This window comes from Ottowia sp. VDI28, from assembly GCF_049532675.1.
Classification (GTDB): Bacteria; Pseudomonadota; Gammaproteobacteria; order Burkholderiales; family Burkholderiaceae_C; genus Ottowia.
The window spans coordinates 5463241-5488314 of record NZ_CP149820.1 but is presented as its reverse complement, the minus strand read 5'-3'; the positions used below and the strand labels follow the sequence as shown (position 1 = coordinate 5488314).

At 65.0% G+C, this 25074-nt stretch carries 20 protein-coding genes and 1 pseudogene; 4 read left to right on the top strand and 17 right to left on the bottom strand.

The window, feature by feature from the left end; genetic code table 11:
• Positions 1–610: 610 nt before the first annotated feature.
• Positions 611–1492 (bottom strand): KPN_02809 family neutral zinc metallopeptidase, encoded by an 882-nt coding sequence (gene ypfJ / locus WJU18_RS26090; protein ID WP_423456805.1) that lies wholly within the window; start codon positions 1490–1492, stop codon positions 611–613.
• Between the two features lie 48 nt (positions 1493–1540).
• On the opposite strand from ypfJ, the gene pcp reads away from it, so the two are divergent.
• Positions 1541–2206: a pyroglutamyl-peptidase I gene (gene pcp, locus WJU18_RS26085; protein WP_423456803.1), complete on the top strand. Its 666-nt coding sequence runs from the start codon at positions 1541–1543 to the stop codon at positions 2204–2206.
• Here pcp and WJU18_RS26080 read toward each other — a convergent pair.
• The 14 genes from WJU18_RS26080 to WJU18_RS26015 all read right to left on the bottom strand — a co-directional run bounded on the left by WJU18_RS26080 (position 2199) and on the right by WJU18_RS26015 (position 17717).
• Positions 2199–2501: a hypothetical protein gene (locus WJU18_RS26080; RefSeq protein ID WP_423456801.1), complete on the bottom strand. Its 303-nt coding sequence runs from the start codon at positions 2499–2501 to the stop codon at positions 2199–2201. The genes pcp and WJU18_RS26080 overlap by 8 nt on opposite strands.
• A gap of 139 nt (positions 2502–2640) precedes the next feature.
• Entirely contained in the window at positions 2641–3216 is a 576-nt protein-coding gene (dcd, locus tag WJU18_RS26075) for a dCTP deaminase (RefSeq protein ID WP_423456799.1), read from the bottom strand.
• Between the two features lie 80 nt (positions 3217–3296).
• Complete coding sequence (guaD, locus tag WJU18_RS26070; protein ID WP_423456797.1) at positions 3297–4571, bottom strand: guanine deaminase; 1275 nt, start codon at positions 4569–4571, stop codon at positions 3297–3299.
• 181 nt (positions 4572–4752) lie between these two features.
• Positions 4753–5664, bottom strand: a complete 912-nt coding sequence (locus WJU18_RS26065; RefSeq protein WP_423456795.1) for a DUF6999 family protein — start codon at positions 5662–5664, stop codon at positions 4753–4755.
• 24 nt (positions 5665–5688) lie between these two features.
• On the bottom strand, positions 5689–7587 hold the full coding sequence (locus WJU18_RS26060; protein WP_423456793.1) for an iron-containing redox enzyme family protein: 1899 nt from the start codon (positions 7585–7587) through the stop codon (positions 5689–5691).
• Positions 7588–7624: 37 nt separating this feature from the next.
• A complete protein-coding gene (locus WJU18_RS26055) occupies positions 7625–8545 on the bottom strand; it encodes a fatty acid desaturase family protein (protein ID WP_423456791.1) in 921 nt (306 codons plus the stop codon).
• A gap of 2 nt (positions 8546–8547) precedes the next feature.
• Positions 8548–9318, bottom strand: a complete 771-nt coding sequence (locus tag WJU18_RS26050; protein ID WP_423456789.1) for a sterol desaturase family protein — start codon at positions 9316–9318, stop codon at positions 8548–8550.
• A gap of 114 nt (positions 9319–9432) precedes the next feature.
• Positions 9433–10449, bottom strand: coding sequence for an adenosine deaminase (locus tag WJU18_RS26045; protein WP_423456787.1), 1017 nt, complete (start codon positions 10447–10449; stop codon positions 9433–9435).
• The gene (locus WJU18_RS26040) at positions 10449–11447 is read right to left on the bottom strand and encodes a Rieske 2Fe-2S domain-containing protein (RefSeq protein WP_423456785.1); all 999 of its coding nucleotides are present in this window, start codon (positions 11445–11447) and stop codon (positions 10449–10451) included. Before WJU18_RS26040 ends, WJU18_RS26045 begins: the two co-directional genes overlap by 1 nt.
• Positions 11448–11536: 89 nt before the next feature.
• On the bottom strand, positions 11537–12694 hold the full coding sequence (locus tag WJU18_RS26035; RefSeq protein ID WP_423456783.1) for a BMP family ABC transporter substrate-binding protein: 1158 nt from the start codon (positions 12692–12694) through the stop codon (positions 11537–11539).
• A gap of 91 nt (positions 12695–12785) precedes the next feature.
• Entirely contained in the window at positions 12786–13958 is a 1173-nt protein-coding gene (locus WJU18_RS26030; RefSeq protein ID WP_423456781.1) for a BMP family ABC transporter substrate-binding protein, read from the bottom strand.
• Between the two features lie 216 nt (positions 13959–14174).
• On the bottom strand, positions 14175–15095 hold the full coding sequence (locus WJU18_RS26025; protein WP_423461098.1) for an ABC transporter permease: 921 nt from the start codon (positions 15093–15095) through the stop codon (positions 14175–14177).
• Positions 15092–16156, bottom strand: coding sequence for an ABC transporter permease (locus tag WJU18_RS26020; RefSeq protein ID WP_423456780.1), 1065 nt, complete (start codon positions 16154–16156; stop codon positions 15092–15094). Before WJU18_RS26020 ends, WJU18_RS26025 begins: the two co-directional genes overlap by 4 nt.
• Positions 16143–17717 (bottom strand): ABC transporter ATP-binding protein, encoded by a 1575-nt coding sequence (locus tag WJU18_RS26015; protein ID WP_423456778.1) that lies wholly within the window; start codon positions 17715–17717, stop codon positions 16143–16145. The genes WJU18_RS26020 and WJU18_RS26015 overlap by 14 nt, the downstream gene beginning before the upstream one ends.
• Before the next feature lie 290 nt (positions 17718–18007).
• Here WJU18_RS26015 and xdhA point away from each other — a divergent pair, with 290 nt between their 5' ends.
• The gene (gene xdhA, locus WJU18_RS26010) at positions 18008–19459 is read left to right on the top strand and encodes a xanthine dehydrogenase small subunit (RefSeq protein ID WP_423456776.1); all 1452 of its coding nucleotides are present in this window, start codon (positions 18008–18010) and stop codon (positions 19457–19459) included.
• Positions 19456–21798 carry a xanthine dehydrogenase molybdopterin binding subunit gene (xdhB, locus tag WJU18_RS26005; protein WP_423456774.1) on the top strand — a complete coding sequence of 781 codons (2343 nt, stop codon included), beginning with the start codon at positions 19456–19458 and terminating at the stop codon, positions 21796–21798. Before xdhA ends, xdhB begins: the two co-directional genes overlap by 4 nt.
• Positions 21799–21887: 89 nt before the next feature.
• On the opposite strand, the gene WJU18_RS26000 is transcribed toward xdhB, so the two are convergent.
• A complete protein-coding gene (locus WJU18_RS26000; RefSeq protein WP_423456772.1) occupies positions 21888–22535 on the bottom strand; it encodes a hypothetical protein in 648 nt (215 codons plus the stop codon).
• A gap of 93 nt (positions 22536–22628) precedes the next feature.
• On the opposite strand from WJU18_RS26000, the pseudogene WJU18_RS25995 reads away from it, so the two are divergent.
• Positions 22629–23644: pseudogene (locus WJU18_RS25995) on the top strand (formylglycine-generating enzyme family protein).
• Positions 23645–23669: 25 nt separating this feature from the next.
• Here the strand turns inward: WJU18_RS25995 and WJU18_RS25990 are convergent.
• Positions 23670–24890: a lytic murein transglycosylase gene (locus tag WJU18_RS25990; RefSeq protein WP_423456770.1), complete on the bottom strand. Its 1221-nt coding sequence runs from the start codon at positions 24888–24890 to the stop codon at positions 23670–23672.
• Between the last annotated feature and the right edge of the window lie 184 nt (positions 24891–25074).

The window sequence follows — 25074 nt, the reverse complement described above, 5'->3', positions numbered from 1 at the left end:
GGGCTTTCACGGCTGGTTGATCTGAACGGCTCCTTGCTTCCTAATGACTTTCTGCTATTTGATTTAAGGTCGGAGGCCGGGATTGCCCCCGGCGGTGCACCTACTCTTCTTTGCGTCGCCAAAGAAGAGTAGGCAGAAGAAAGGCGACCCCACTGGACGTGTCCCTGCGCTTCGCTCCGGGCAACCTGCGGTGCTCGATCAAGGGGGTGGTGCTGCAGAACTCGCTATGTTCACTACGTTCACGCCGCTCAAACAGCTGCAGCAAGCTAGAGCACGAAGCAAGGGCATCTTGCAGTGCCCTTGCCCACCCCTCGCTCTGTGCTCCTCGGCACGTCCAGAGGGGACCCATGGCTCGGGCCATTGCTGCGCTCGGCCCGCGAATCAACGGGCTTCGCTGCGCTCCGCTGGCTTGGCTCCCTCCCCCTTTGGGGGAGGGCTGGGGTGGGGGCTTTCACAGCGCCACTTCCAACCGGCTGCGGCTTCCCCAATCTCCTCATCGCAGTGCCCGACAGCCATCTAGAAATACCGGACCGCCAGCATTCACACCCGGTGGCACAGAGCGCTATCCAAAGACCTTGAAAGGCATGGCTCTCAGAACGTGTTCACGATCTCAGAGATTCTGGGCGTTGAAGGTGTCGCAGGCCTGCCAGCTGCCGGTCTTCAGGCCAGTGGCAAACCAGCGCTGACGCTGGGCGCTGGAGCCGTGAGTGAAGCTGTCGGGACGCACGGTGCCGGTCTGTTCGCGCTGCAGGGTGTCGTCGCCGATGCGCGAGGCGGCATTCATGGCGGATTCGATGTCGCCTTGCTCCAACCAGTTCTTGGCCTGCTGGGACTTGTTGGCCCAGATGCCGGCATAGCAATCGGCTTGCAGCTCCATCCGCACGCTGAGGGCGTTCTGCTGCGCTTGGCTGATGCGTCCGCGCATGCCGTCCACCTTCTGGGTGGTGCCCAGCAGGGTCTGCACATGGTGGCCGACCTCATGCGCCACCACGTAGGCCTGGGCGAATTGGCCCGGTGCGCCCAACTGGCGGCTGAGGGTGTCGAAGAAATCCATGTCCAGGTACACCTTCTGGTCTCCCGGGCAGTAGAACGGCCCCATTGCGGCCTGGCCGGTGCCGCAGGCGGTCGGGGTGACGCCACGGAAGAGCACCAGCTTGGGCGGCCGATACTGGGCTCCGCCTTCGCGGAATACCTGACCCCATGCGTCCTCGGTGGAGGCGAGCACAGTGGAGACGAAGGCGGCCCGTGCGTCGTTGGCTGGAGGCTTTTGCGCTGGCCCTTGCTGTTGTTGCACAGGAGCCGGGCCACCGCCGCTCAGCACGCCGATCGTGGTCAGCGGGTTGACGCCGAACACGCCCCATGCCACCAGCGCGATCACGATCGTGCCGACGCCGATGGAGCGCCCGCCAAAGCCGAATCCGCCCCCTCCGCCGCCACCGCCAGAGCGACGATCTTCCACGTTGTCCGACTGCCGATTGCCTTCCCATTTCATGGGTAACTCCAAAATGCGCTGATGCGCTAAATTCGCTAAATTATCTGAATGGTAGCTTCAACTCAACCTGCTGGTGTGCCAACCGTGCTGGTCACCGGCTTTGATCCTTTCGGGGGCGATGCTCTCAACCCCAGTTGGCTCGCCGCGCAAGCCTTGCATGGCAAGCGCATCGCCGGCCATCGCGTGGTGGCCGAGCAGTTGCCGACCGTGTTCGGCCCGTCGCTGACGGTGCTGCGCACCCTGGTACGCCAGCACAGACCCGCGCTGGTGATTTGCCTGGGGTTGGCGGCGGGGCGCCATGCCATATCGATCGAGCGTGTAGCGATCAACGTGAACGATGCCCGCATCGCCGACAACGCCGGCGAACAACCTGTCGATGAGCCGGTGGTCGACGGCGCCCCGGCCGCCTATTTCAGCAGCTTGCCGATCAAGGCCATGCGGGCGGCAATCCAGGCGAAAGGCATTCCAGCCGAAGTGTCCCAGACAGCCGGCACCTTCGTCTGCAACCAGGTGTTCTATGGGTTGATGCATCTGCTGGCCACGGGCCGGGGCTTGAAAGCAACGCGCGGGGGCTTTATTCACTTGCCGCTCCTGCCGGAACAGGGCGAGCCCAGCATGCCGCTGGCGCAGATGGCCGAAGGCTTGCGCATAGGGATCCGCACGGCACTCGTCACCAAGGCCGATGCGCGGTTGGGCGCGGGGGCCATCAGCTAGCGTCAGCCGTTATGGCGGGTGCGGGAGAAGCGGGCCTGAGGTCGGCGGTATGCACGCCGTCGTTGCTGGAGTAGAAACGACTGGCCGAAGGCGTACGCTGAGGCGGATCCTGCAGGCTGGACCCCTTGTCGACTTGTCCCTGCGCGACATGGGCAATGGCCATGAGCATCAGAAGCACCGCCGCCGCCCAGGCCAAGGCGATTGCCGCGCGGCCGGCGGTAAGGCCTTGCCTATGCGCTTTGGGGGCGCGAGGCGGCACGTCCTGGAAATTGGAATGGGCGGTGTTCGTAGCCATGGGCGGATGCTACGAAGAAGCGGCGGCGTTGTGGTTCGGCAGCCGCCGGAAAGTGGCGTAGGACAAGCGCGCGTGCGAAAAAGTTCACAAGAGCGTGGCGCGTGCGCTGACGCTCCTTGAACACGCTCTCAAGACGCTCTCAGGTTTTGGGCAAGGTCACGCCAACCTGGCCCTGGTACTTGCCGCCGCGGTCCTTGTAGCTGGTTTCGCAGACGTCGTCAGGGTCGCTTTCGAAGAACAGTACCTGGGCACAGCCCTCGCCCGCATAGATCTTGGCGGGCAGGGGAGTCGTGTTGGAGAATTCCAGCGTGACGTAGCCTTCCCATTCGGGCTCGAACGGCGTGACGTTCACGATGATGCCGCAGCGGGCGTAGGTGCTTTTGCCCAGGCAGATGGTGAGCACGTTGCGCGGGATGCGGAAATACTCCACGGTGCGCGCCAGCGCGAAGCTGTTGGGCGGAATGATGCAGACTGGGGCGTTGATGTCGACGAAGCTCTTCTCGTCGAAATTCTTGGGGTCCACCACGGTCGAGTGGATGTTGGTGAATACCTTGAATTCAGGCGCGCAGCGGATGTCGTAGCCGTAGCTGGAGGTGCCGTAGCTCACGATCTTTTCGCCGTTGGGCGAATGCCGTATCTGGCCGGGTTCGAACGGCTCGATCATGCCGTGCTGCTCGGCCATGCGCCGGATCCATTTGTCGCTTTTGATGCTCATTGCGCGCGCGTGCCTGTGGTTTGCGGGAAGGGCTGACATTGTAGGGTGGGCAACAAGTGCCCGCCCTGCAAGGATTCTGTTCAGGCGATGATGGTGCGTTCAACGACGCGGTCGTCGCCCAGCACGATCATGGCAAAGAGCAATTCCGCCAGGCTATTGGCCTGGCTGGTGCGGCGGGCCAGCAGGGGCGTGGCCTGGGGGTTGAGGACCACGAAGTCCGCTTCGCAGCCTGGCTGCAGGTTGCCCACCACGCCTTCGAGCCCGAGCGCGCGCGCCGCGCCCGCCGTATGCAGCCACCACAGCCGCTCGGGCGGGAGGCTGATGCCGGGTTTGGTCTGGCCCTCGCGGCCGGCAAAGTAGGCGGCACGCATGGTGACGAAGGGTGAAAAGCTGGTGCCGCCGCCCACGTCGCTTGCCAGCCCGTGAGCAAAAGGCACCCGCTCGGCGCCAGCGAAATCGAAAAAACCGCTGCCCAGGAACAGGTTGCTGGTGGGGCACACGGCCGCGGCCGTGGCGGTGTCCCGCATCAAGGCGCGGTCCTCGTCGTGGAAGTGGATGCAATGGGCATACACGGCGCGTTCGCGCATGAGGCCGTGGTCTGCATAGATGGACAGGTAGGAGCGCGCGTCTGGAAACAGCGCGCGCGCCCAGGCGATTTCGTCCAGGTTTTCCGCAACGTGCGACTGGATCCAGGTGCTGGGGTAGGCGGCTGCCAATTCGCCCGCGCCGCGCAGCTGTTCCTCCGTGCTGGAAGGGGCGAAGCGGGGGGTGATGGCATAGCCCAGGCGGTCGACACCGTGCCATTTCTGGATCAGCGCTTCGGTATCGGCCAGGCTTTGTCCGGTTTGGTCGCGCACGCCATCTGGCGAGTGCCGGTCTTGCAGCACCTTGCCCGTGATCAGCCGCAGGCGGCGCTTGCGGGCCTCCGCGAAAAGGGCGTCGACGGAGGCGGGGTGCGAGGTGGCAAAGGTGAGTGCCGTGGTGACGCCGTGGCGCATCAGCTCGTCACAGAAGAAGCTCGCGACTACGGCCGCGTGCGCGGGATCACTGAATTGCGATTCATGCGGGAAGGTGTAGTCGTTCAGCCAAGGCAGCAAGCCTTCGGCGGGTGAGCCGATCACATCGAGTTGCGGGTAGTGCACATGCATGTCGATGAAACCGGGGGCCAGCAGGCGGCCGGGCAGGTGAGTGCAGGGCACGTGCGAGAAGCGGGGCGCCAGTTCGGCGTGGCTACCCGCCGCGACGATCACTGCCGGCCCGCTGGAGCCAGGACCGGTGACGAGCAGGCCATCGGCCTCGTAAATGGCTTGGCCGTGAAGGTCGAAGCGGAGGAGAGCAGCGCGCCAAGAGTGCATGGGATGATTGTGCCGGGTCAGATGAGGGTTGCAACTTGACGAAGGATTAAGCGGGCGTAAGATTTTCTGTTTCTAATTATTTTTGAAATTGCAATTTGATTCATTCGACCATGCATGGCTGTTGGCTGTCCTTGAGCGCTGCAGGTCTCTGGACATACGCGGACTCCGCCGCAAAGACTGATCAAACAGGGGGCGAGCCTAGGCCGCCGGGCGCATTCCCGGTCTGAGCTGCCTTCATCTGCATCAGCAGGCAGTGCAGCATCTCGGTCGAAAGGCCATGCAGCACCAGCCGGTAGCCGGCCCGCAGGGTGCTCATGGGCACCAGCGGATGCTTGTTGTTGAGCAGGATCAGATGCTCCGGGCTGTTCAGGATGGTCGCGCAGTAGATGCCGATGGTTTCATCCAGCTGCAGCGAGTTGGAGGCGCGCCAGAAGTCATGATCGGTCAGGAAGAGCTGGTAGACCGGTGTGAAGATCTCGATGGCCGACTGTAGGTCGATGCCATTGAGTTTCCCATCGGGCATGTCGGACAGTTGCAGGGCCGGCTGCTCCAGCATGCTGAAATCGAGCTGTTCCCGCGGCAGCGGCCTGAGGGTGCGGCCTTCGGCGCGCAAGGCCTTGTTCAGGTTGATGACGAAGTTGAACAGATTGAGGTCGTGCTTGAGGAACAGTTCGTCCTTCAAATCGTCGATGTCCATGGGCTCCAGAGGGCTCAGCGGGACTTTGACACCCGAATTGGCCGCGATGAAGGCCAGAATCTGCGAGCCCAGGTGGAAGTGCCGCAGGATCAGCCAGTTGGCCTGCGGCGACAACGTGGCCCGCATGCCCCAGGCCAGGATGCGGTGCAGCAGGCGTGAAGCCGCCCACTTGGGCGGCACCACGATTTTGGCCAACTGGATCAGCACGATGCAGGTCCGTGCCAGCGGCCGTATGAGGGGCAGCAGGTATTGGCGCGAGCCCGAGGCGGCGTCGGCCAGCCAGGCGCGCTTGACGCTGTCGTCGAGCGGCGTGCTCTGGTCCAGGTAGGTGGCCAGCCACGGATTGGGGTCGCGCGGGTCGTGCGGGATGTCCTTGGGGTCCAGGGTGGAGCTCACGGTCGTAGGGCGGGTAATGGGGCGTCAGATGGATTCGAATTGCAGCGCATACAGCTGCGCAGTATGGCGCGCAGTTTGCACGATCCGGCCGGCCGCCTCGGGTTCGATGGCCAGGACGATCTGCACGGCCTGCAACCACCGGGCCAGATGGTGCTCGTCGTTGGCGCCATGGTAGGCCAGGAAGCGGAAGGCGCTGGCTGGCAGATCCACCTGCTCGCGCAACAGGGGCAGCAGCGCCGGCACGATGCGCTGGCCGGTGCCCTCGATGATGTAGATGGCGCCCAGCAGGCCGAGCGGGTTGGGAGTGGCGGCCACCCCATGCAGGTAGGCATTGAGCGCGTCGCCGCCGGGGTTGCGCCTGAGCTGGTCCAGCGGCAGTTCGCCGCCCGCGGCGCGGTAGTCCTCATAGAGGATCATGAAGTCGTCCTGCTCTTCGCCGGCATGTTGGCCGATCAGGGCGGCCAGCGGCAGAAAGCGTTGATCGAGCGAAGCAGCGCCTTCGCGCATCCATTTGCTGCCTTCGCGCACCTGCGGCACCCAGTTGGCCGTCCAGCGCTGGTAGGCGGCCTGGTCGAAGCGGCCGTGCACCAGTTGCTGCATCACGGGAGCGCGCCACACGCGGGAGCGGTAGTCCTGCCAGACGCTGGCCAGCGCGGTCAGCACGGGGCGCAGCGCATCGTCGCCGCTGTCGGGGTCGTGCGGCGCTACCAGCGTTTCGGGACGCAGCTGTGCGGTGGGGGCTGACGCTGCAGAGGGTACGGGTGGAAGGGGCACCACGGAGGGAGCCGCCTCCGTAGCGGGCACCACCTCGAAGCACATGAAAGCCGCCGTCATGCGGCCCGATTCAGGGATGAAGCACAGCACGGTGTCGCCGGCCTGCGGCGAGCGGGTGGCGAACCATTCGGCCAGCATCACGAAAATCGACGCCGCGCCGGTGTTGCCGCGCGTGGCGAGGTTGCTGTACCAGCGCTCGGGCGGGATATGCAGGGCGGCCTTGCGCAGCAGATCGTCGATGACGGGAGCGAACTTGGCCGAGGAGTAGTGGCACAGGAAGTGATCGACGCGGCCGGGCGTGATCCAGCCTTCGTGTGCCAGCTTCACGTATTCGTGGATGCCCACGTCGAACACATGCGGCAGCAGGCGGATGTCCTGGCGCAGGGAGAGCGCGCCTGCGGCTTCCGCCTCGGCGGAGGTGGCGAAATCCAGGAAGGATTGGCTGCGGTCATGCGTAAGGCCTAGCTGCATGCACACCGGGTAGTCGCCCGAGAAGCTTTTCTGGTGTGTCCACTTGAGCCGCAAGGCGAGGCCGCTGGCGCCGATGGGGGCCGGGGTGGCGCTCACCAGGCAGGCGCCAGCGCCGTCGGAGAGCATCCAGCGCAGGAAATGCGCATCGAAGTCGATGTCGTAGCCTGCCGGCCCGAAGCGCGAGTGCTTGAACATGCGCGAAGGCATGTCCACTCCTACCGCGAGCGCGCGTGCATGGCTGCCTAGTTCCACCGCCTGGGCCGCGAACTCCAGGGCCGAAACCCCCGCCACGCACACGCCCTGGGACGAGAGCGTTTGCATGGGAGGTGCGCCAAGCTCGCCCTGGATCATGTTGGCGAAACCAGGCATCAGCGCATCGCCGCCCGAGGAGCCCACGGCCAGCAGCGACACGGTGTCCAGCTCGGAGGAGCCGCTGCGCAGGCAGGCACGGATCGCTTCGGCTGCCAGGTGAGCGTGGCTCTCGCGCGTGCGGCCGTCGGGGCCAATGGCGTAGTGGCGCGTGCGGATGCCGTTCTCGGCCAGGATCCGCTGCTTGATGCGGCGCGAGGCGCGGTTGAGCGGGGCGACATAGGCGTCCATGTCGTCATTGCCAACAGGATCTCCGGGCAGGTAGTGGCCGAGGCCGGTGACGTAGGCGCTTTGGTAGGCGGTGGGCAAGAAGGATGCTCCCTGGGAACAAGCAGAAGATGGGGTTTTAAAAATTCGGATTTCCCGTGCCCTCTCCTTCCGGGAGCGGGCGCGCGCGGGTTGGCGATGGGGCCGGCCGCATGAGCGTGAGGCTGGCAGCGCCCGGCCGCAGCATGCCGATCGTGAGCGTGACCAGCACGTAGCGCAGCAGTGAGCTTTCGGTCAGGCGCGTATGCAGCTGTGGGGCATAGCGTTGATGCCAGGCGGGCAGCTCGCTCCAGTGCACCTTGGGGTGCAGATGGTGAGCGGTGTGGTAGCCGATGTTGAAGAACAGGTGGTTGACGCCGCCTGTGAAGTTGCGCGCGAACTGTAGGCGCGAGTGTCCGTCGGCATGGGCATGCTGCAGATAATTGGCACCCAGGAGCCAGTGCAGGGCCAGCATCTGCGGCAGCAGCACATAAAGTCCCCAGGCGAGCGGATTGATGGCGGCCAGCACGGTGTGGAAGATGATTACCCACAGCCATTGGCGCTGGTAGTAGCGCTGCACTGCGGGTGCGCGCGCTTTGAGGCGGGCATGCCAGTGGCGGATCAGCGGCCACAATACGCCGAGCGCCTGGGCGGGGTGCAGCAAGTAACCCGCCAGGTGATTGGTATCGCCTTGCGCGAAGCGATAGGTGCGCGCCGCGTCCAGCGGGCCATGGTGGTACCTGTGGTGATTGGCGTTGTGGGTGGCATGGAATACATGGCAGGCATGGCCGGTGAACATCGAGAGCAGGGTATCGGTTGCCCGATTCAACCCGCGCCGGCGCCAGATGCGCAGATGCATGTGGTTGTGCTCGATCACGACCAGTGCCAGGCTCAGGTAGATGAGCAGCGCATAGGCCACGCCATGCGCCCACTCGCCCAGCCAGCCTCCGTAGAGCAGCGCGAGCAGCATCGGCCATGCCAGCAGGCAGACCACGCTGCGCGCATCCTGGGGGTGCGTCATGTTCAGCGGCCCCGAGCCAGGCGTGCGTTCGCGGCGTCGATGGGAAGATCGGTGCCGCACCAGCGGTCCATGAAGGGGAGCATGAACCCGAAGTTGCCCTTGTAACAGGCGTGGTGCAGGTGGTGCCGGCGCGCGCCATTGAGCCACCAGCGGTCGTGCGCCGCACCCGGCAGAAAATCGTAGTTGGAATGTCCGATGTTGTTGAACAGGATGCTGATGACCGGCAGCATGGCGAGCGCCGGGAAGCTGAAGTCATGCACCAGCATGGCCGGCACGATCACGCCGCCCAGCAGGGCGGCCTCCACAGGGTGAAAGCTGTAGGTAGCCCAGGGCGTGGTAACCACCGACCGGTGATGATCGAGGTGAAAGCGCTTGAGCCTGTTGGTATGCAGCAGCCGGTGGCAGAGGTAGAAATGCACCTCGTTCCACAGCGTGAGCGCCACGATTTCAGTGGCGATGCGAACGCCGCCCGCGTCGTCCGCCACGCGTGCCCAGCCCCATTTCAGTACCAGCCACGGCACCACGAGCCCAGTGCCGAAGATGAGGATGGAGGTGGCCGAAAGGCGCCATTCGCGCGCCCGTTGGCCTGCGGTGATCGGGCGAAGGTCCAGCACAGATCCATGGCCCAGGCGCGGCAAGACCCACCGCGTGAGCGCCAGGGTCAGCAGGGCGCCTCCCAGATACAGGGCTGTGAAATACAACAAACCAAAGGCCGCGACCTGGTACCAGGCCAGGTTCACGAGGTCAGCGTTGGTCAGATGGGCGAAGGGCACGGCAGGCGAATGTGGATGGCGTGGCGGGGAGCGCCTATTGTCCATGCAGTCACGGCCGCGGTCACGGGGACGTGCCTGCGTATCGATTAAAGCTACCGGTGGGCGCTATGCACGCTACCGCTTGAGCTGCTCCAGCCAGCGGGATTTCTCGGATTCGGGGGCGAAACTCGCCTCGAAGCTGTTGGCGGCCAACTGATAGGCCTGCTCCGCCACCATGCCGGTGGCGGCAAAGGTCTGCGCGAAGTTGTCGTTGATGTAGCCGCCGAAATAGGCCGGATCATCGGAGTTGATGGTGGCGCACAGGCCTGCTTCCAGCAGCGCTGGCAAATTGTGCTGGCGCAGATCGGGAAACACACGCAGCTTCTGGTTCGAGAGCGGGCAGACGGTGAGCGGTATGCGCTCTTCGGCCAGCCGCCGCATCAGTGCCGGGTCATGAACCGCCTGCACCCCGTGGTCGATCCGCTCGGCTTTCAGGATGTCGAGCGCCTGCCAGATGTACTCGGGCGGGCCTTCTTCGCCGGCGTGGGCCACCACGTGCAGGCCTTCTGCACGGGCGCGCTCGAAGACGCGGGCAAACTTGGCCGGCGGGTGGCCGACTTCGCTGGAGTCGAGGCCGGCGCCGATGAAGCGGTCGCGCCAGGGGAGCGCCGCCTCCAGTGTGGCAAGGGCATCGTCCTCGCTCAGGTGGCGCAGGAAGCACAGGATCAGCTCGGCGCTGATGCCCCAGCGCTGCCGCGCATCCTGGCAGGCGCGGTGCAGCCCGCCGATCACGGCCTGCATGGCGACGCCGCGCGCGGTGTGGGTCTGAGGGTCGAAGAAGATTTCGGCGCGCACCACGTGGTCGGCCACGGCGCGCTCGAGGTACGCCATGGCCATGTCGTAGAAATCCTGCTCGTGCAGCAGCACGCTGGCGCCGGCGTAGTAAATGTCGAGAAAGCTCTGCAGATCAGTAAAGGCGTAGGCGCGGCGCAGCGCTTCCACGCTGTCGTAGGGCAGGCTCACGCCGTTGCGTGCCGCGAGCGCGAAGATCATCTCGGGCTCCAGCGTGCCTTCGATGTGCACGTGCAACTCCGCTTTCGGCAGGGCCGCCAGCAGTCGCGTCAAGCTGTCGGGCAGAGAGGGCTGGGCCATCAGGTGATCACACCAAACTGGATGCCTCTGTCGCGCAGGTAGCGCCGGTACGCGGCCGACATGCGATCGGCGGCGGAGTGGACTTCGGCGTCGGGTGCCAATGGGAGGCGCTTGGGCCTTTGTGATTCGAGCACAGGCTGATCCTGGCCGAAGATGGTGTCCTGGAACGAGATCAGGCGCGCGTCCGGAGATTCGAAGTCGTTCATGGCCATGCGCGTCCAGGCCACGCTGCTTTCCTCGGTGACGGGGCAGACGAACATGGCGATCGACTCCCACAAGCCTTCGATGGCGGTACTGCCGGCCTCGGGTTGCTTGGTCAGCACGGCCATGTAGGGCGAGGTGACTTCGTAGGTGTACTCCACCTGGGCGCCGCTGGCCGCGTGGATCGAGGAGCGAGGCTGCCAGGCCAGGCAGCCGGTGGCCAGCACGCCATGTGGTGTCGGCTCGACCTTGTAGGGCGGCACGGTGGTGTGCGCCCGGCTGCCAAGCCAGCCTTCGTGCACATAACCGAAGTGCGCCATGTCGAGGAAGTTCTCGATGATGCGCGGCGCACTGGCGGCGACCAGATAGGGGCCGCTGGTGGTCTTGCGCAGGCGGGGCTCGGCCTCCGCGGCGAAGAGCGGGAAGTCATGGAGGGGGCTGGCGCCTGCCTCGGGCGCTGCCAGGCGCACCCAGAGCATGCCGTAGGCCTCGCGGGTGTCAAAGGTCCGGGCGCGGTGGCGGGCGCTAGGCTGGAAATCAGGCACGGCGGGGACATGCGTGCACTGGCCGTCCGCGTCGAAGCGCCAGCCGTGATAAGGGCATTCCAGTTGGCCCTCGGCCACTCGGCCCAGCGACAGGCGAGCACCGCGGTGCGGGCATTGATCGGCCCAGGCGTGGGCGGCGCCTTCGCCGTCGCGCCAGAGCGCCAGTTCCTCGCCCAGCAGATGGACGGCCATCGGCTGCGCGCCGACGGCGTGGCTCAGGGCCACGGGATGCCACAGGGTTTTTTCAAGCATTTGCAGTTTTTTATCGTATTTTGGGCGGAGATGAATGGCTTACTTCTCCGTCCTCGTGGGGCCTGCCATCCGAGGATGGGCGGTAGGGCTTATTTTGACGCGGGCAGACTTCCCTCGACGCCGGGCAGGAAGAAGTCGATCTTGCCCATCCAGTCGTCATCGGCGCGCACACCGGCCGCCAGGCGCTCCTTGCCACTGGCATCTTTCAGGGGGCCGATGAAGACGTCAAAGCTGCCGTCTTTCATCTTGGCCTTGATTTCATCGATTCTGGCTTTGGCTTCGGCGGGAATCTGCCCGGAGACCGACACCAACTGGTTTTGGTCTTCCGGCACGCCCCAGCGGGTGATCTGGTTGCCTTTCCAGGAGCCGTCGAACACGCTCTTGATGGTCTTCCGGTAGTAGTTGCTCCAATCGACCACGACCGAGCCCAGGTGGGCCTTACCGCCGAAAGCGCTCATGTCGGAATCCCAGCCGAAAGCGAGCTTGCCGGCGTTTTCCGCGGCTTGCAGCACCGCGGTGGAGTCCGTGTTCTGCAGCAGCACATCGGCACCGCCGTTCATCAGCGAATTCGCGGCTTCGGTTTCCTTGGGTGGGTCGAACCAGGTGTTGGCCCAGACCACGCGGACCTTGATGTCAGGCTTGACGGACTGCGCGCCCAGCGTGAAGGCGTTGATGTTGCGCAGCACTTCGGGGATCGGAAAGGAGCCGACGAAGCCCAGGGTGCCGGTCTTGGTGGTGTGCGCGGCCGCGACGCCTGCCAGGTAGGTGACCTGGTAGAAGCGCGAGTCGTACACATTCATGTTGTCGGCGGTCTTGTAGCCAGTGGCGTGCTCGAACTTCACGTCGGGGAAATCCTTGGCCACCTTGACCATGGCTTCCATGAAACCGAAGCTGGTGCCGAAGATGAGCTTGTTGCCCTGGCTGACCAGGTCACGCAGCACGCGCTCGGTGTCGGCGCCTTCGGGCACGCTTTCCACGAACGTGGTCTTGATCTTGTCGCCGAACTCGGCTTCCATGGCCTTGCGCCCTTGGTCGTGCGCGAAACTCCAGCCCGCGCTGCCCACGGGGCCGATGTAGATCCATGCAGCCTTCAGCGGCTCTGAGGTGGCTGCTGTCGGGGCGGCGGCTTCGGGGGCCGGAGGCGGGGCGGCCTCTTCTTTCTTGCCGCAGGCGGCGAGCATGGAGGCGCTGAGTGCACTCAGGGTGGCCAGTTTGATGAAAGAGCGCTTGCGCAGATCGGCTGTCATGAGGACCTTGGCAGATGGGTGTGAATGAGGGGGGCTATAAAACCAAAACGCCCTGCGCTGCCAGGGCAGCACAGGGCGTGGGCGGAGCGGATTACTTCTTGTCGCCAGGAACCTTGCCTTCAACGCCCTTGACGTAGAAGGTGATGCCGCGCAGGAATTTATCGTCGGCGACCTGATCCTTGGTCAGGACTTCAGTGCCGGCGTTGTCGGCAATCGGGCCTTTCCAGATGCTGAAGCTGCCATCTTTCAGGCCAGCCTTGATTTCATCCACCTTGGTCTTGACGGTGTCGGGCACGTCAGAAGCCAGGGAGACCAGGTCGATCGCACCGTCTTTCACGCCCAGCCAGCTTTCGCCGGTGGCCCACTTGCCGTCAAGCACTTCGCCCACGGTCTTGGTGTAGTAGGGCGTCCAGTTGATGATGGCCGAACCCAGGTGGGCCTTGGGGCCATAGGAGGTCATGTCGCTGTCCCAACCGAAGGCGCGCTTGCCCATGGATTCGGCGGTCTTGAGCACGGCAGGGGAGTCGGTGTTCTGGAACAGCACATCGGCGCCGCCGTTAATCAGGGTCGTGGCAGCCTCGGTTTCCTTGGGCGGGTTGTTCCAGTCGTTCACCCACACCACCTTGGTCTTGATATTGGGATTGGTGGATTGAGCGCCCAGCGTGAAGCTGTTGATGTTGCGCAGCACTTCGGGAATGGGCACCGAACCCACCACGCCCAGGGTGTTCGATTTGGTCATCGCGCCCGCGACCACGCCCGCCAGATACGCGCCTTCATAGGTGCGGCTGTCGTAGGTGCGCATGTTGGGGGCGGTCTTGTAGCCCGTGGCATGCTCGAACTTGACGTCGGGGTGGTCCTGCGCCACTTTCAGCGTGGGCTCCATGAAGCCGAAGCTGGTGGTAAAGACCAGCTTGGAGCCCTGGCTCACCAGATCGCGCACCACGCGCTCGGTATCTGGGCCTTCATGCACGTTTTCAACGAACGTGGTGGAGATGCGGTCGCCGAATTCCTTCTCGATGGCCTTGCGCGCATTGTCGTGGGCGAAAGTCCAGCCGCCGTCGCCCACGGGGCCCACATAGACGAAGCCGATCTTCAGGGGTTCTGGCTTGGCGGGCGCGGGCGCGCTGGCGGCCGCGGGTTCCGGTGCGGGCGCGGCGGCGGTGGGCGCGGCTTCTTCCTTCTTTCCGCAAGCGGCCAGCGCGGCGGCCATGGCGGCCGAGAGGGCTGCCGCCTTCAGCAGCGATCGTTTGTTCAAATCGGTCATGTCGTCCCTCGGCCCCTTTGAAAAAATGGAAAAGGGATCATTTTAGTGACCCATCGTGCTGCATACGACAACTTATTCAGCGTTGCCTTACAAAAGCTTTGAAAGGCCGCGGAGCAGGCCATACGCAGGCACCCGCGGAGCTGGCTTTGCCAGGCCGCCAGGTGCGTCCCCCTTCCCCGGGGGAAAGACGCGTAAGCGACTCACGGAGCTTCTACTTCAAGCCCCGGGGTAAAAGGGTTTACCCAGTGAGGCCGGCATATTGATGCGGATCCAGGTCGGATTGCGCGAGATCAGCGCCAGCACCACGATGGTGGCCAGGTAGGGCAGCATGGTCAGGAACTGGCTTGGCACCTGGACGCCCTGGCCTTGCAGGTGGAACTGCAGCATGGTCACGCCGCCGAACAGATAGGCGCCCAGCAGCACGCGGGCCGGGCGCCAGGTGGCGAAGGTGGTCAGCGCCAGCGCGATCCAGCCTTTGCCGGCCACCATGCCCTCCACCCATAGCGGCGTGTAGATCACAGAGAGGTAGGCGCCGGCCAGCCCGCACAGGGCACCGCCGACCACCACCGCGGCCAGCCGGATGCGCCGCACGGGGTAGCCCAGCGCATGCGCCGAGGCGGGTGACTCGCCCACCGAGCGCAGCACGAGACCGGCGCGCGTGCGGTAGAGAAACCAGATCAGGCCCAGCGCGAGCAGTATGGCGCCATACACCAGCGGATGCTGCCGGAAGAGCGCAGGGCCCACCCACGGCAGATCGCCCAGGATGGGGATCGAGAAGCGGGGCCGGTCCGGCAGCTTGGCCTGCACGTAGCCAATGCCCACGAAAGCCGAGAACCCTCCGCCGAAGAGACTGAGAGCGAGCCCCGTGGCATATTGATTGGTATTGAGCCAGATCACCAGCCAGCCGAGGATGGCCGCCAGCAGCGCGCCCGCGGCCATGCCGGCGGCGAAGCCGAGCCAGTCGTTACCGGTGTGCACCACCGTGGCGAAGCCGGCGATGGCGGCGCACAGCATCATGCCTTCGGCGCCCAGGTTGACGATGCCGGCCTTTTCGTTGATCAGCAGACCCAGCGCGGCGATGGCCAGCACGGTGCCTGCATTCAGCGTGGCGGCAAGGAGCAGGGCGTATTCCATCAGGTACCTGCCTTTCCTGCGCGAATACGGTAGTTCACCAGCGTATCGCAGGCCAGCAGCATGAACAGCAGCAGACCCTGGAATACACCGGATATGGACTTGGGCAGGCCTAGCCGCGATTGGGCCAGCTCTCCCCCGATATAGAACATGCTGAGCAAAATGGCCGAGAGCACCATGCCCACCGGATGCAGCCGCCCCACGAAGGCGACGATGATGGCGGTAAAGCCGTAGCCGGCGGGGATGTAGGGGGTCAGTTGCCCGATCGGCCCCGTGACTTCCAGCGCGCCTGCCAGGCCCGCGGTGCCGCCGGAGATGAGCAGTGCCACCCAGAGCGCCTTGCGCGAGGAAAACCCCGCGTAGCGTGCCGCCCAGGGAGCGAGGCCGCCCACTTGCTGGGCGAAGCCGCTGCGGGTGCGGAACAGGTAAAGCCACAGCAGCGCCGAGCCCGCCAGCGCGATCACCAGGCCAATGTTGACGCGAAGGCCCGCCAGCAGGCGGGGCGCCAGATCGGAGGGGTCGAATGTGCGTGTTTGCGGAAAGTTATAGCCGGCCGGGTCTTTCCAGGGGCCATAGACCAGGTAGCCCAGCAACTGGATCGCCACGTACACCAGCATCAGGCTGACCAGAATTTCTCCGGCATTGAATTTGTCGCGCAGGTAGGCCGTGATGCCCGCCCAGGCCATGCCGCTCAGTGTGCCCGCCAGAAGGATCACCAGGAAGATCCAGGGCCCGACATCCTTGTCCGTCGCGATCGCGACCCCGCCCGCCGCGATGGCCCCGACCACGAACTGCCCTTCAGCGCCGATGTTCCAGATATTGGAGCGGAAGCACACGGCCAGCCCCAGCGCGATCAGCAGCAGCGGGGTGGCTTTCAGGCCCAGCTCGCTCAGGGCGTAGGTGGATTTGATCGGTTCCCAGAAGAACACCTGCAAGCCGCGCAGCGGATCCTTGCCAAGCACCGCAAACAGAATCACGCCGATCAGTACGGTGAGCGCCAGCGCGAGCAGAGGAGAGCCGTAGGACCACCACCGGGAGGGCGTGGGCCGTGGTTCAAGCCGCAGCATGCGCACCCTCCTGTTGCACCGGGCTCGGGGCGGACGCCTCGTCGTGCCAGAGCCCGCTCATCCATTCTCCGATCTGCTCCACGGTGGCGTCGCGCCGGGCAATGGAGGGGGAGAGATGTCCTTTGGCGATCACATGCAGGCGATCGCAGATTTCAAAAAGTTCTTCCAATTCTTCGCTCACTACCAACACGGCGCACCCGGCATCGCGCAGAGCCAGGATCTCGCTGCGGATCTGCGCCGCGGCGCCTACGTCGACTCCCCATGTGGGTTGGGCGACGATCAGCAGGCGGGGTTTCGCATCTATCTCGCGCCCCATGATGTACTTTTGCAGATTACCGCCCGACAGCGAGCGGGCGGGCGCCTGGGGCCCGGCGGCCTTGACCTTGAAACGCTCGATGATGCCTGCCGCTTGCTTGTAGAGCTGGCCTGTGCGGAGCCAGCCGAACTGGCCCACGGCCTCGCGCCGCGTGAGGAGCAGGTTGTGCGCCAGGGGCAGCTCGGGCACAGCGCCTCGGCCCAGCCGCTCTTCAGGCACGAAATGCAAGCCCAGCGCCCGCCGTTTGCCTGGTGGCAGCTTGCCCGCAGCCTGGCCCAGGATGGAAATCGAAGACGCTGGAGCCCGTTGATCCTCCCCCGAGAGCGCGAACAGCAGCTCCCGCTGGCCGTTGCCGGACACTCCGGCGATGCCCACGACCTCGCCAGCCCGTACGTCGAGCGAGATATGGGCCAGATCGGTGCCGAAAGGGGATTCGCGCTTCAGATCCAGCCCTTGTACCCGCAACGCCAGGTCGCCTGGCGTGCGCTCGTGGTGCGCCAGCGCGGGCGGCTCTGCGCCGATCATCATGCGGCTGAGCGAGGCGTTGCTCTCCTGGCGCGGATCGCACACGCCCGTGACCCGGCCGGCGCGCATCACGGTGCAGGCCGTGCACAGCGCCCGGATTTCGTGCAGCTTGTGGCTGATGTAGAGAATGCTGCAGCCCTCGGCGGCCAACTGCCGCAGGGTGACGAAGAGCTTTTCCACCGCCTGCGGCGTCAGCACGGAAGTGGGCTCGTCGAGAATCAGAAGGCGCGGGCGGGTGAGCAGGGCGCGGATGATTTCCACCCGCTGCATCTCGCCCACGCCGAGCGTATGGACCGGGCGGTCCGGATCCACTTCCAGCCCATAGGCGCTGGCCACTTCGGTGATCTGGCGCGTGACTTCGGGCAGCGTGAGGCGCTTGTTCAATCCCAGCCACACGTTTTCAGCCACGCTGGCGGTTTCGAACAGGCTGAAATGCTGGAACACCATGGCAATGCCTAGCGCCCGCGCTTCCTGGGGGTTGCGGATATGGGTGGGCTGGCCGTCAAAGATCACTTCGCCGGCGTCGGGCTTGACCGCGCCGTAGATGATCTTCATCAGGGTACTCTTGCCGGCGCCGTTTTCACCCAGCACGGCATGGATTTCTCCCGGCTGTACGGAAAGCGAGATGCCGTCGTTGGCAACCACCCCGGGGTAGCGCTTGGTGATGCCCGTGAGCTGCAGACGCAAGGGCGTGTCGGAAGCTGGCTGAATTGAGGTCATCGGCTCGCGAAATGAAAAGAGCTAGGGCAACGTTGAATAAGTTGTCGTGTGCGGCGCGCCCTGGATCGGGATGGGATGCGGGGGCGAAAAGCGCAGGGATATCGGGCGATATCGCGAGCATTTTTAACCCCGCAGACTGCCCGAGCCCAGGGATGCGACGTGCATGAGAACTTATTCAGCGTTGCCCTCAGCGCCAGGAATGGCACTACCGGCATGCACAATGCTTTCCGGCAATGCTGGTTACCTTGCTGTTTTCGCACCATACTTATAGGTACGACATACCCATACTTATGAGCCAGGATTCTCTTCGCTTCGTTCACCGCAACGCCCTCGTGGAGTTGGACAATGTACCACCCGACAGAACACTTCTGGAGCTGTTGCGGGAGGATATGCACTGCACGGCCGTGAAAGAAGGCTGCGCCAGCGGCGATTGTGGCGCCTGCACGGTAGCGCTGGCCGAGGCGGTGGACGGCCGCCTCGAGTACCGGGCCATCAACAGCTGCATCCGCCTGGCGCATTCGATCGATGGGATGGTGGTCTGGACGGCGCAGGACATTGCCGCCGAAGACGGTTCGCTGCATCCCGCACAGCAGGCGATGGTCGAGTGCCACGGCTCTCAATGCGGCTTTTGCACGCCGGGTTTCGTGATGAGCCTGTTCACGCTTTTCCAGCAGTGCGAGGCAGGCACGCCGGTCACCCGGGCGCAGGCGCAAGCCGCCATTTCCGGCAACCTTTGCCGGTGCACAGGCTACCGTCCCATCGTGGATGCCGCGCTGACCATGCACCACTGGCCAGCCCCTGCCATGGATGAGGCCGGGTTGCTGCACAAGCTGCAAGGCTTGAACGGAGATACCCCGCGCTCTTCACAATACCTGGCGCCGCGCACCATGGCCGAGCTGCTGCGCCTGCGCGCCGATCATCCGCAGGCGCAACTCGTGGCTGGCTGCACCGATGCAGGCTTGTGGATCACCAAGGGGCACAAACGCTACGAGCGCGTGATTGACGTCACGCGCGTGGCCGAGCTGCGGCGCCTCGAGCTCCGCGCCGAAACCCTGAGCATTGGGGCGGGCGCCACTTTGCACGATGCTTTTGCCGCGCTGGCGGCCGAGCGGGCGCAACTGGCCCATTTTTTCGAGCGCTTTGCCGGTTTGCCGGTGCGCCAGAGCGGCACATTGGGCGGCAATGTGGCCAATGGCTCCCCCATCGGCGACTCGATGCCGCTTCTGATCGCCCTGGGGGCGGAAGTGGTGCTGGCCAGTGCGCGCGGCGAACGGGTGCTGCCGATCGAGGACTTCTATCTCGCCTACCGCAAGACGGCGCTGGCGCCTGATGAGGTGCTGGCACGCATCATCGTGCCGCGGCCACAGCCCCAGGAGATGCTTCGCGCCTACAAGATCAGCAAGCGCTTCGAAGACGACATCTCCGCTGTATGCCTGTGCGTGGCCATACACGCCCAGGACGGCGTCATTCAAGGCGTGCGCGTGGGTGCTGGCGGCGTCGCCGCGGTGCCCGCGCGTGCCTGCAAGACCGAAGCGGCGCTGATGGGCCAGCCTTTCAACGCCACTGTGCTCGAAGCTGCCGCCCAGGTGCTGCGCGCCGAGTTCGAGCCCATCAGCGACATGCGGGCCAGCAGCGCTTACAGGCGCGAGGTACTGGGGAACCTGCTGCTCCGGTTTTTCGAGGAAACGCAGCCCGGTGCGCCGGTACCGCTGGCCGACCTGACGCTGGAGGACCTCGCATGATCCAGGTGCGCCAGACCGAGGCTTCGGCCTGCGGAAGCTCCCACCCGCATGAAAGTGCCCGGGCACAGGTGCAGGGCCTGGCGCCCTATGTGGACGATCTGCCCGAACCACGGGGCACGCTGTATGCCGCGCCGATCATGTCGCCCGTCGCGCACGGTAGCTTGCGCGGCATTAATGCGGCAGCCGCCATGGCGCATCCTGGCGTGCGCGCCATCGTCACCGCGGCGGATATTCCTGGTGATCCGGTATTGGCCACCTTCGTGCATGACGAACCGGTGTTCGCGAGGGAAAAGGTCGAATACGCCGGGCAGGTGATTGGCCTCGTGGTGGCCGACAGCGTGCAGGCCGCGCGCCACGCGGCACGGCAGGTTGTGCTGGACATCGAGCCCCTGCCGGCTATTTTGACCATCCCGCAGGCTATGGCGGCCCAGAGCTTCGTGCTGCCCAAGGTCACGGTGGCGCGCGGCGACGCAGCCGCCGGCATTCGCACGGCACCGCACCGCCTGAAGGGCAGCTTCGCGGTGGGCGGGCAGGAGCATTTCTACCTCGAAGGACAAATTGCCCTGGCGGTACCGCAGGAGCAGGGCCAGTGGCTTGTTCACAGCAGCACGCAGCATCCAGGCGAAGTGCAGCATTGGGTGGCGCACGCGCTGGGCATCGCCAGCCACGCGGTGCGGGTGGAGTGCCGGCGCATGGGCGGCGGCTTCGGTGGGAAGGAAACGCAGGCCGGCCATCTGGCTGTGTGGTCGGCGTTGGCGGCCTTGAAGGTCAAGGCCCCCGTCAAGCTGCGCCTCGACCGGGACGACGATTTCCAGATCACCGGCAAGCGCCATCCGTTTGCCTATGACTACGAGGTCGGCTTCGACGGCGAGGGCCGCATTCTGGGCTTCCGGCTCGACATGATGGCCAACTGCGGTTTCTCGGCCGACTTGAGCGGGCCGGTGGCCGACCGTGCCGTGTTCCATGCCGACAATGCCTATTTTCTGAGCGACGTGGAGATCAACTCCTACCGCTGCAAGACCCATCTGCAAAGCCATACTGCCTTCCGCGGCTTCGGCGGCCCGCAGGGCGTGATCGCCATCGAGACCGTGGTGGGCGATATTGCCAGGCACCTGGGGTGCGATGCGCTCGACGTGCGCATGGTAAACCTGTATGCCCCCTGGCTCGCCGTCGGGGAAGGCGCGGCTGCGGTTCCGCCCAGGGACACCACGCCCTACAGGATGAAAGTGGAAGACAACATCCTCCACGATCTCATCCCCGAGTTGGAGCGCATGTCGCGTTACAGGGTGAGGCAGCAGGAGGTGGCCTTGTGGAATGCGCAGCACAAGACCATCAAGCGCGGCCTGGCTATCACGCCCGTCAAGTTCGGCATCAGCTTCACGGCCACGCTGTTCAACCAGGCGGGCGCCTTGGTGCATGTATACACCGACGGCAGCGTGCAGGTGAACCACGGCGGTACCGAAATGGGGCAAGGCTTGCACACCAAGGTGGCCCAGGTGGTGGCCGATGAATTGGGCGTGCCGCTGGGGCGCGTGCTCGTCACCTCCAGCGATACCAGCAAGGTGCCCAATGCCAGCGCCACCGCGGCGTCCAGCGGGACTGATTTGAACGGAAAAGCGGCCCAGGCCGCTGCCCGCACGGTGCGCGACAACCTGGCCGCTTTCGTGGCCGGACTCGATGACTGCGGCGCTGGCGCAGTGGAATTCGCGCACGGCCGGATCATTTCACCCAAGACCTCCCGCGCGTTCGAAGACGTGGTGAGCCAAGCGTATGCCAACCGCATCCAGCTATGGAGCGACGGCTTCTACCGTACCCCCAAGATCCACTACGACAAACAGACGCTCACCGGCCGGCCATTCTTCTATTTTGCCTATGGCGCTGCGTGCAGCGAGGTCGCCATCGACACCCGCACGGGGGAAAGCCGCGTGCTGGCCGTGGATATCCTTCACGACGTGGGCCGCAGCATCAACCCGGCCATCGATATCGGCCAGATCGAAGGCGGCTTCATTCAAGGCATGGGCTGGCTGACCACCGAGGAACTGGTCTGGAACGAGAAGGGCGTGCTGGCCACCAAGGCGCCCAGCACCTACAAGATCCCTACTGCCGCCGACGTGCCCCCGCACTTTGCCGTGCATCTGTGGCCGGAGGCCAACCCGGAAGACACCGTGTTCAACAGTAAGGCAGTCGGGGAGCCTCCTTTCATGCTGGCCATCAGCGTGTGGGAGGCTGTCCGGAATGCGGTCGCGGCGGCGCGGGAAGAGGCGGGTAGCGATGCGCGGGCGATGGTCTGCATGAGCGCGCCGGCCACGGCGGAAAAAGTGCTCAGCGCCATGCGCTGACCCCTGGGACCGCCAAGCTCCAGCTTGGCAATCCGGGGTATCTGGGCACGCCGCCTGCCAAGCTGGAGCTTGGCGGTCCCAGGCGGGCATCACCCCTCGCGCCAGCTCCTGATAGCCTGCCCGATCGACGCGCGCTCGAACTCCGGGTGCCAGTGATAGCGCAGCAGGTGCTCGATGATGAAAAAACCCAGCAGCGAAAGCGGCGAGATCGCCAGCGTGAAGAACCCCCAGGCCTTCAACCCGATCCACGCATACACCGCTACCGACAGCAGCGCCATGGCCAGGAAGTAGAAGGACCAGGCGCGCGTGAGCTTCACGGTGTAGGCCTCCATGGCCGGCGTCAAGGGGTGTACGCGGCGGGCCACACGCGTGATGAGCGGCTGCGTGCGCAGCGAAGCCGCGAACCACAGGCACAGGGTGAGGTAGACGGTGAAGTATTCACCCACATAAAACAGCTCCGCCTGATCGGCGTGGCGCCGGTAGGCGACATAGATCGCCGATGGCAGCAGCAATGCCAGCGCCGCGCCGAGCAAACGGTGCTGGCGCCAGGCCCAGGAGCAGATGAACAGCACGCACGGGGCCAGAAAGCTCAGAACCGCCAATGGCGAACGCGGCTGCAGCCAGAGCACCCCGATGCACCAGAGCCCATAGGCGAGCGCCAGCACCGCGCCCAGCATAGGGCGGCGGTTCGGGCCGGTTGAGGGCGCGGAAACAGTCGTGTGGGAGGCAGCGCGCATGCGATGATGATACCGGCGCTGGGATCGTCAACACGTTCTTGGCGTGTTGCTTTGAATGCGCCGTCACTGCTGTCGTTGACACACTCTATTCCGATGCGCAACTTCAAATCGTTTCGTCTTGTCATTGCCCTGGCTGCGACGGTATTGAGCGCCTGTGCCGGGAACCGGGCGGCGCCTGAGATGGAGGTGAATGCCTTGGGCATGCATATGGTGCGCGTGCCCGCTGGCGAGTTCATGATGGGCAACCGGTTCTCGGTAGATGAAATGGCGCGCGATTTTCCCGCCATCGAACGCGCCCGGCTGACCGCGCTGAGGGACGAGCGGCCGCTGCATGCCGTGCGCATCACGCAGCCTTTCTATATGGAGCAGCACGAGCTGACGGTCGGCCAGTTCAGGCGTTTTCTCGCGGCCTCGGGTTACGTGCCCGAATCGGTGGCTGATGGTACCGGGGGCTACGGCTACCGGCGCGACTACGATCCCAGCCGTACTGCGCGCGGCGATGCCTTCGAGGGGCGCGATCCGCGCTACTCATGGCAAAACCCGGGTTTCGCCCAAGGGGATGACCACCCCGTGGTCAACGTGACCTGGAACGATGCCCAGGCCTTGGCGAGCTGGCTCACGCGTACCGAAGGCGTGCGCTACCGGCTGCCCACCGAGGCCGAATGGGAGTACGCCTGCCGTGCAGGCACGACCGGTTATTACCCGCATGGCAACGACAGGGCCGTGCTCGCGCAGACGGCCAATACCTTCGACCGGGCCGCGGCCCCTTTGTGGCCCCAGTGGCAGGCGACAGCCACCCCCGGCAACGATGGCTATACCTTCACGGCACCGGTCGGCAGTTTCGCGCCCAATGCCTTCGGGCTCCATGACATGGTGGGCAATGTCTGGGAGTGGGTGAGCGATTTCCACGGGGACGACTACTACGCCCGATCGCCCGTTGACAATCCGCAAGGGCCTGAGACGGGCTCCGTTCACGTGCGCCGGGGGGCTCATGGCATACATGGCCGGTCTACGCGCGTTGCGGCTTCCGCAACTGGAACACCGCCACCACCCGCTATACCTTGGTGGGCATCAGGCTCGTGCACGAGTTGAGAGCAGGGGAGCGCTGAGCCAGAAGGGCTACAAGTGCCTGCCCTACTGCAACGCCTTCAACAGCTTTTGCCCCGCCCGTCCGTCAGGCTTCATGCCGAGCTTCTGCTGCTCCGCCTTGATTGCCTCACGTGTCTTGGGGCCCAGCACCCCATCGGCGCCGCCGATGTCGTAGCCGTGGGCGATCAGCAGGATCTGGAGTTCACGGTTCTGAGCGCGGCTGAGGCCTGGGTCATCGGTGGGCCAGGGTGTCGCGAAGGCGGTTCCGCTGCCTGACGCCATGATCAGGGTGGACAGCTGGGCAATCGCCAGCGCATAGTTCTCGCTCGCGTTGTAGCTGTAGAGCGTGTCGAAGTTACGCCCCACCAGAAATGCCGGACCGCCGCGCGCGGGAACCAGCAGGCCGGCGCTGGGCAGGCTGTCCGGCAGCGGTGAGCCATCGGCCAGTGTCAGGCCGGCGGCGCGCCAACTGCCAATGGGTTGCTTGTTCTTGCGGCCGGAGGCGCTGGTGTCATAGCCGGCAGGCAGCTTCACCTCGAAGCCCCAGGGCTCGCCGCGCCGGTAGCCTGCGTTCTGCAGGAACTTGGCGGTGGACGCCAGGGCATCGGGCACGCTGTCCACGATGTCGCGGCGGCCGTCGCCATCGAAATCCACCGCGCTGCGGAAGAAGGTGCTGGGCATGAACTGCGTCTGTCCAAAGGCGCCTGCCCAGGAACCCGTGAGTTTTTCAGGGGCGATGTGGCCCTCCTGCAGGATGCGCAGGGCGGCCGCGAATTCTCCGCGGAAATAGGACTGCCGGCGCCCGAAGCAGCTCAGCGTGCCGAGCGATTGCACCAGCGGCCGGCCGCCCAGGATCTGCCCGAAGTTGCTCTCCACGCCCCACACGCCCACGATCACATTCGCCGCCACGCCGGTTTGCTGCTCGATCTGTTGCAGCGTGCTTTGCCACTTGGCGTAGGCCGCGCGGCCGTCGGCCACGCGTTCGTCGTCGACCAGCACGGCCAGGTAATCCCAGACCGGCATGGTGAACTCCGGCTGGCGGTTGAGCGACACCAACACCGAAGGATCAGCCACCAGCCCTTCCGCGAAGCGTGTGAAGGTGTCAGGGGTAATGGCCTTGAACGCAGGGGTGCCACGCAAGGTATTCAGGCAAGCGCTGAATTCGGCCGGATCCAGCGTGGGCGGCGTATCTTGAGCCAGGGCGGCCGGGCCGATGAGGAATGCGAAGGAAATCGCCGCAAGCGCGGCACAGGCAGATCGAATCATCAAAAAATGATAGCGCAGTCCACCACAAGCCCTCGCGTTTCTTTAGCTTGGTTACCTTCGAGCCACTGGCATCACATCGTGATGCCCAAAATCTTCGAGAGGCCGCGGAGCAGGCCATCCGCGGGCACCCGCGGAGCTGGCTTCGCCAGGCCGCCGGGTGCGTCCCCCTCGGGGGGAAGGCGCG

Excerpts from the sequence above, each read along its gene's own strand:
- ypfJ (WP_423456805.1), bottom strand. The coding sequence starts at position 1,492 with ATGAAATGGGAAGGCAATCGGCAGTCGGACAACGTGGAAGATCGTCGC.
- pcp (WP_423456803.1), top strand. The coding sequence starts at position 1,541 with ATGGTAGCTTCAACTCAACCTGCTGGTGTGCCAACCGTGCTGGTCACC.
- WJU18_RS26080 (WP_423456801.1), bottom strand. The coding sequence starts at position 2,501 with ATGGCTACGAACACCGCCCATTCCAATTTCCAGGACGTGCCGCCTCGC.
- dcd (WP_423456799.1), bottom strand. The coding sequence starts at position 3,216 with ATGAGCATCAAAAGCGACAAATGGATCCGGCGCATGGCCGAGCAGCAC.
- guaD (WP_423456797.1), bottom strand. The coding sequence starts at position 4,571 with ATGCACTCTTGGCGCGCTGCTCTCCTCCGCTTCGACCTTCACGGCCAA.
- WJU18_RS26055 (WP_423456791.1), bottom strand. The coding sequence starts at position 8,545 with ATGACGCACCCCCAGGATGCGCGCAGCGTGGTCTGCCTGCTGGCATGG.
- WJU18_RS26045 (WP_423456787.1), bottom strand. The coding sequence starts at position 10,449 with ATGGCCCAGCCCTCTCTGCCCGACAGCTTGACGCGACTGCTGGCGGCC.
- WJU18_RS26040 (WP_423456785.1), bottom strand. The coding sequence starts at position 11,447 with ATGCTTGAAAAAACCCTGTGGCATCCCGTGGCCCTGAGCCACGCCGTC.
- WJU18_RS26035 (WP_423456783.1), bottom strand. The coding sequence starts at position 12,694 with ATGACAGCCGATCTGCGCAAGCGCTCTTTCATCAAACTGGCCACCCTG.
- WJU18_RS26030 (WP_423456781.1), bottom strand. The coding sequence starts at position 13,958 with ATGACCGATTTGAACAAACGATCGCTGCTGAAGGCGGCAGCCCTCTCG.
- WJU18_RS26020 (WP_423456780.1), bottom strand. The coding sequence starts at position 16,156 with ATGCTGCGGCTTGAACCACGGCCCACGCCCTCCCGGTGGTGGTCCTAC.
- WJU18_RS26015 (WP_423456778.1), bottom strand. The coding sequence starts at position 17,717 with ATGACCTCAATTCAGCCAGCTTCCGACACGCCCTTGCGTCTGCAGCTC.
- xdhA (WP_423456776.1), top strand. The coding sequence starts at position 18,008 with ATGAGCCAGGATTCTCTTCGCTTCGTTCACCGCAACGCCCTCGTGGAG.
- xdhB (WP_423456774.1), top strand. The coding sequence starts at position 19,456 with ATGATCCAGGTGCGCCAGACCGAGGCTTCGGCCTGCGGAAGCTCCCAC.
- WJU18_RS26000 (WP_423456772.1), bottom strand. The coding sequence starts at position 22,535 with ATGCGCGCTGCCTCCCACACGACTGTTTCCGCGCCCTCAACCGGCCCG.
- WJU18_RS25990 (WP_423456770.1), bottom strand. The coding sequence starts at position 24,890 with ATGATTCGATCTGCCTGTGCCGCGCTTGCGGCGATTTCCTTCGCATTC.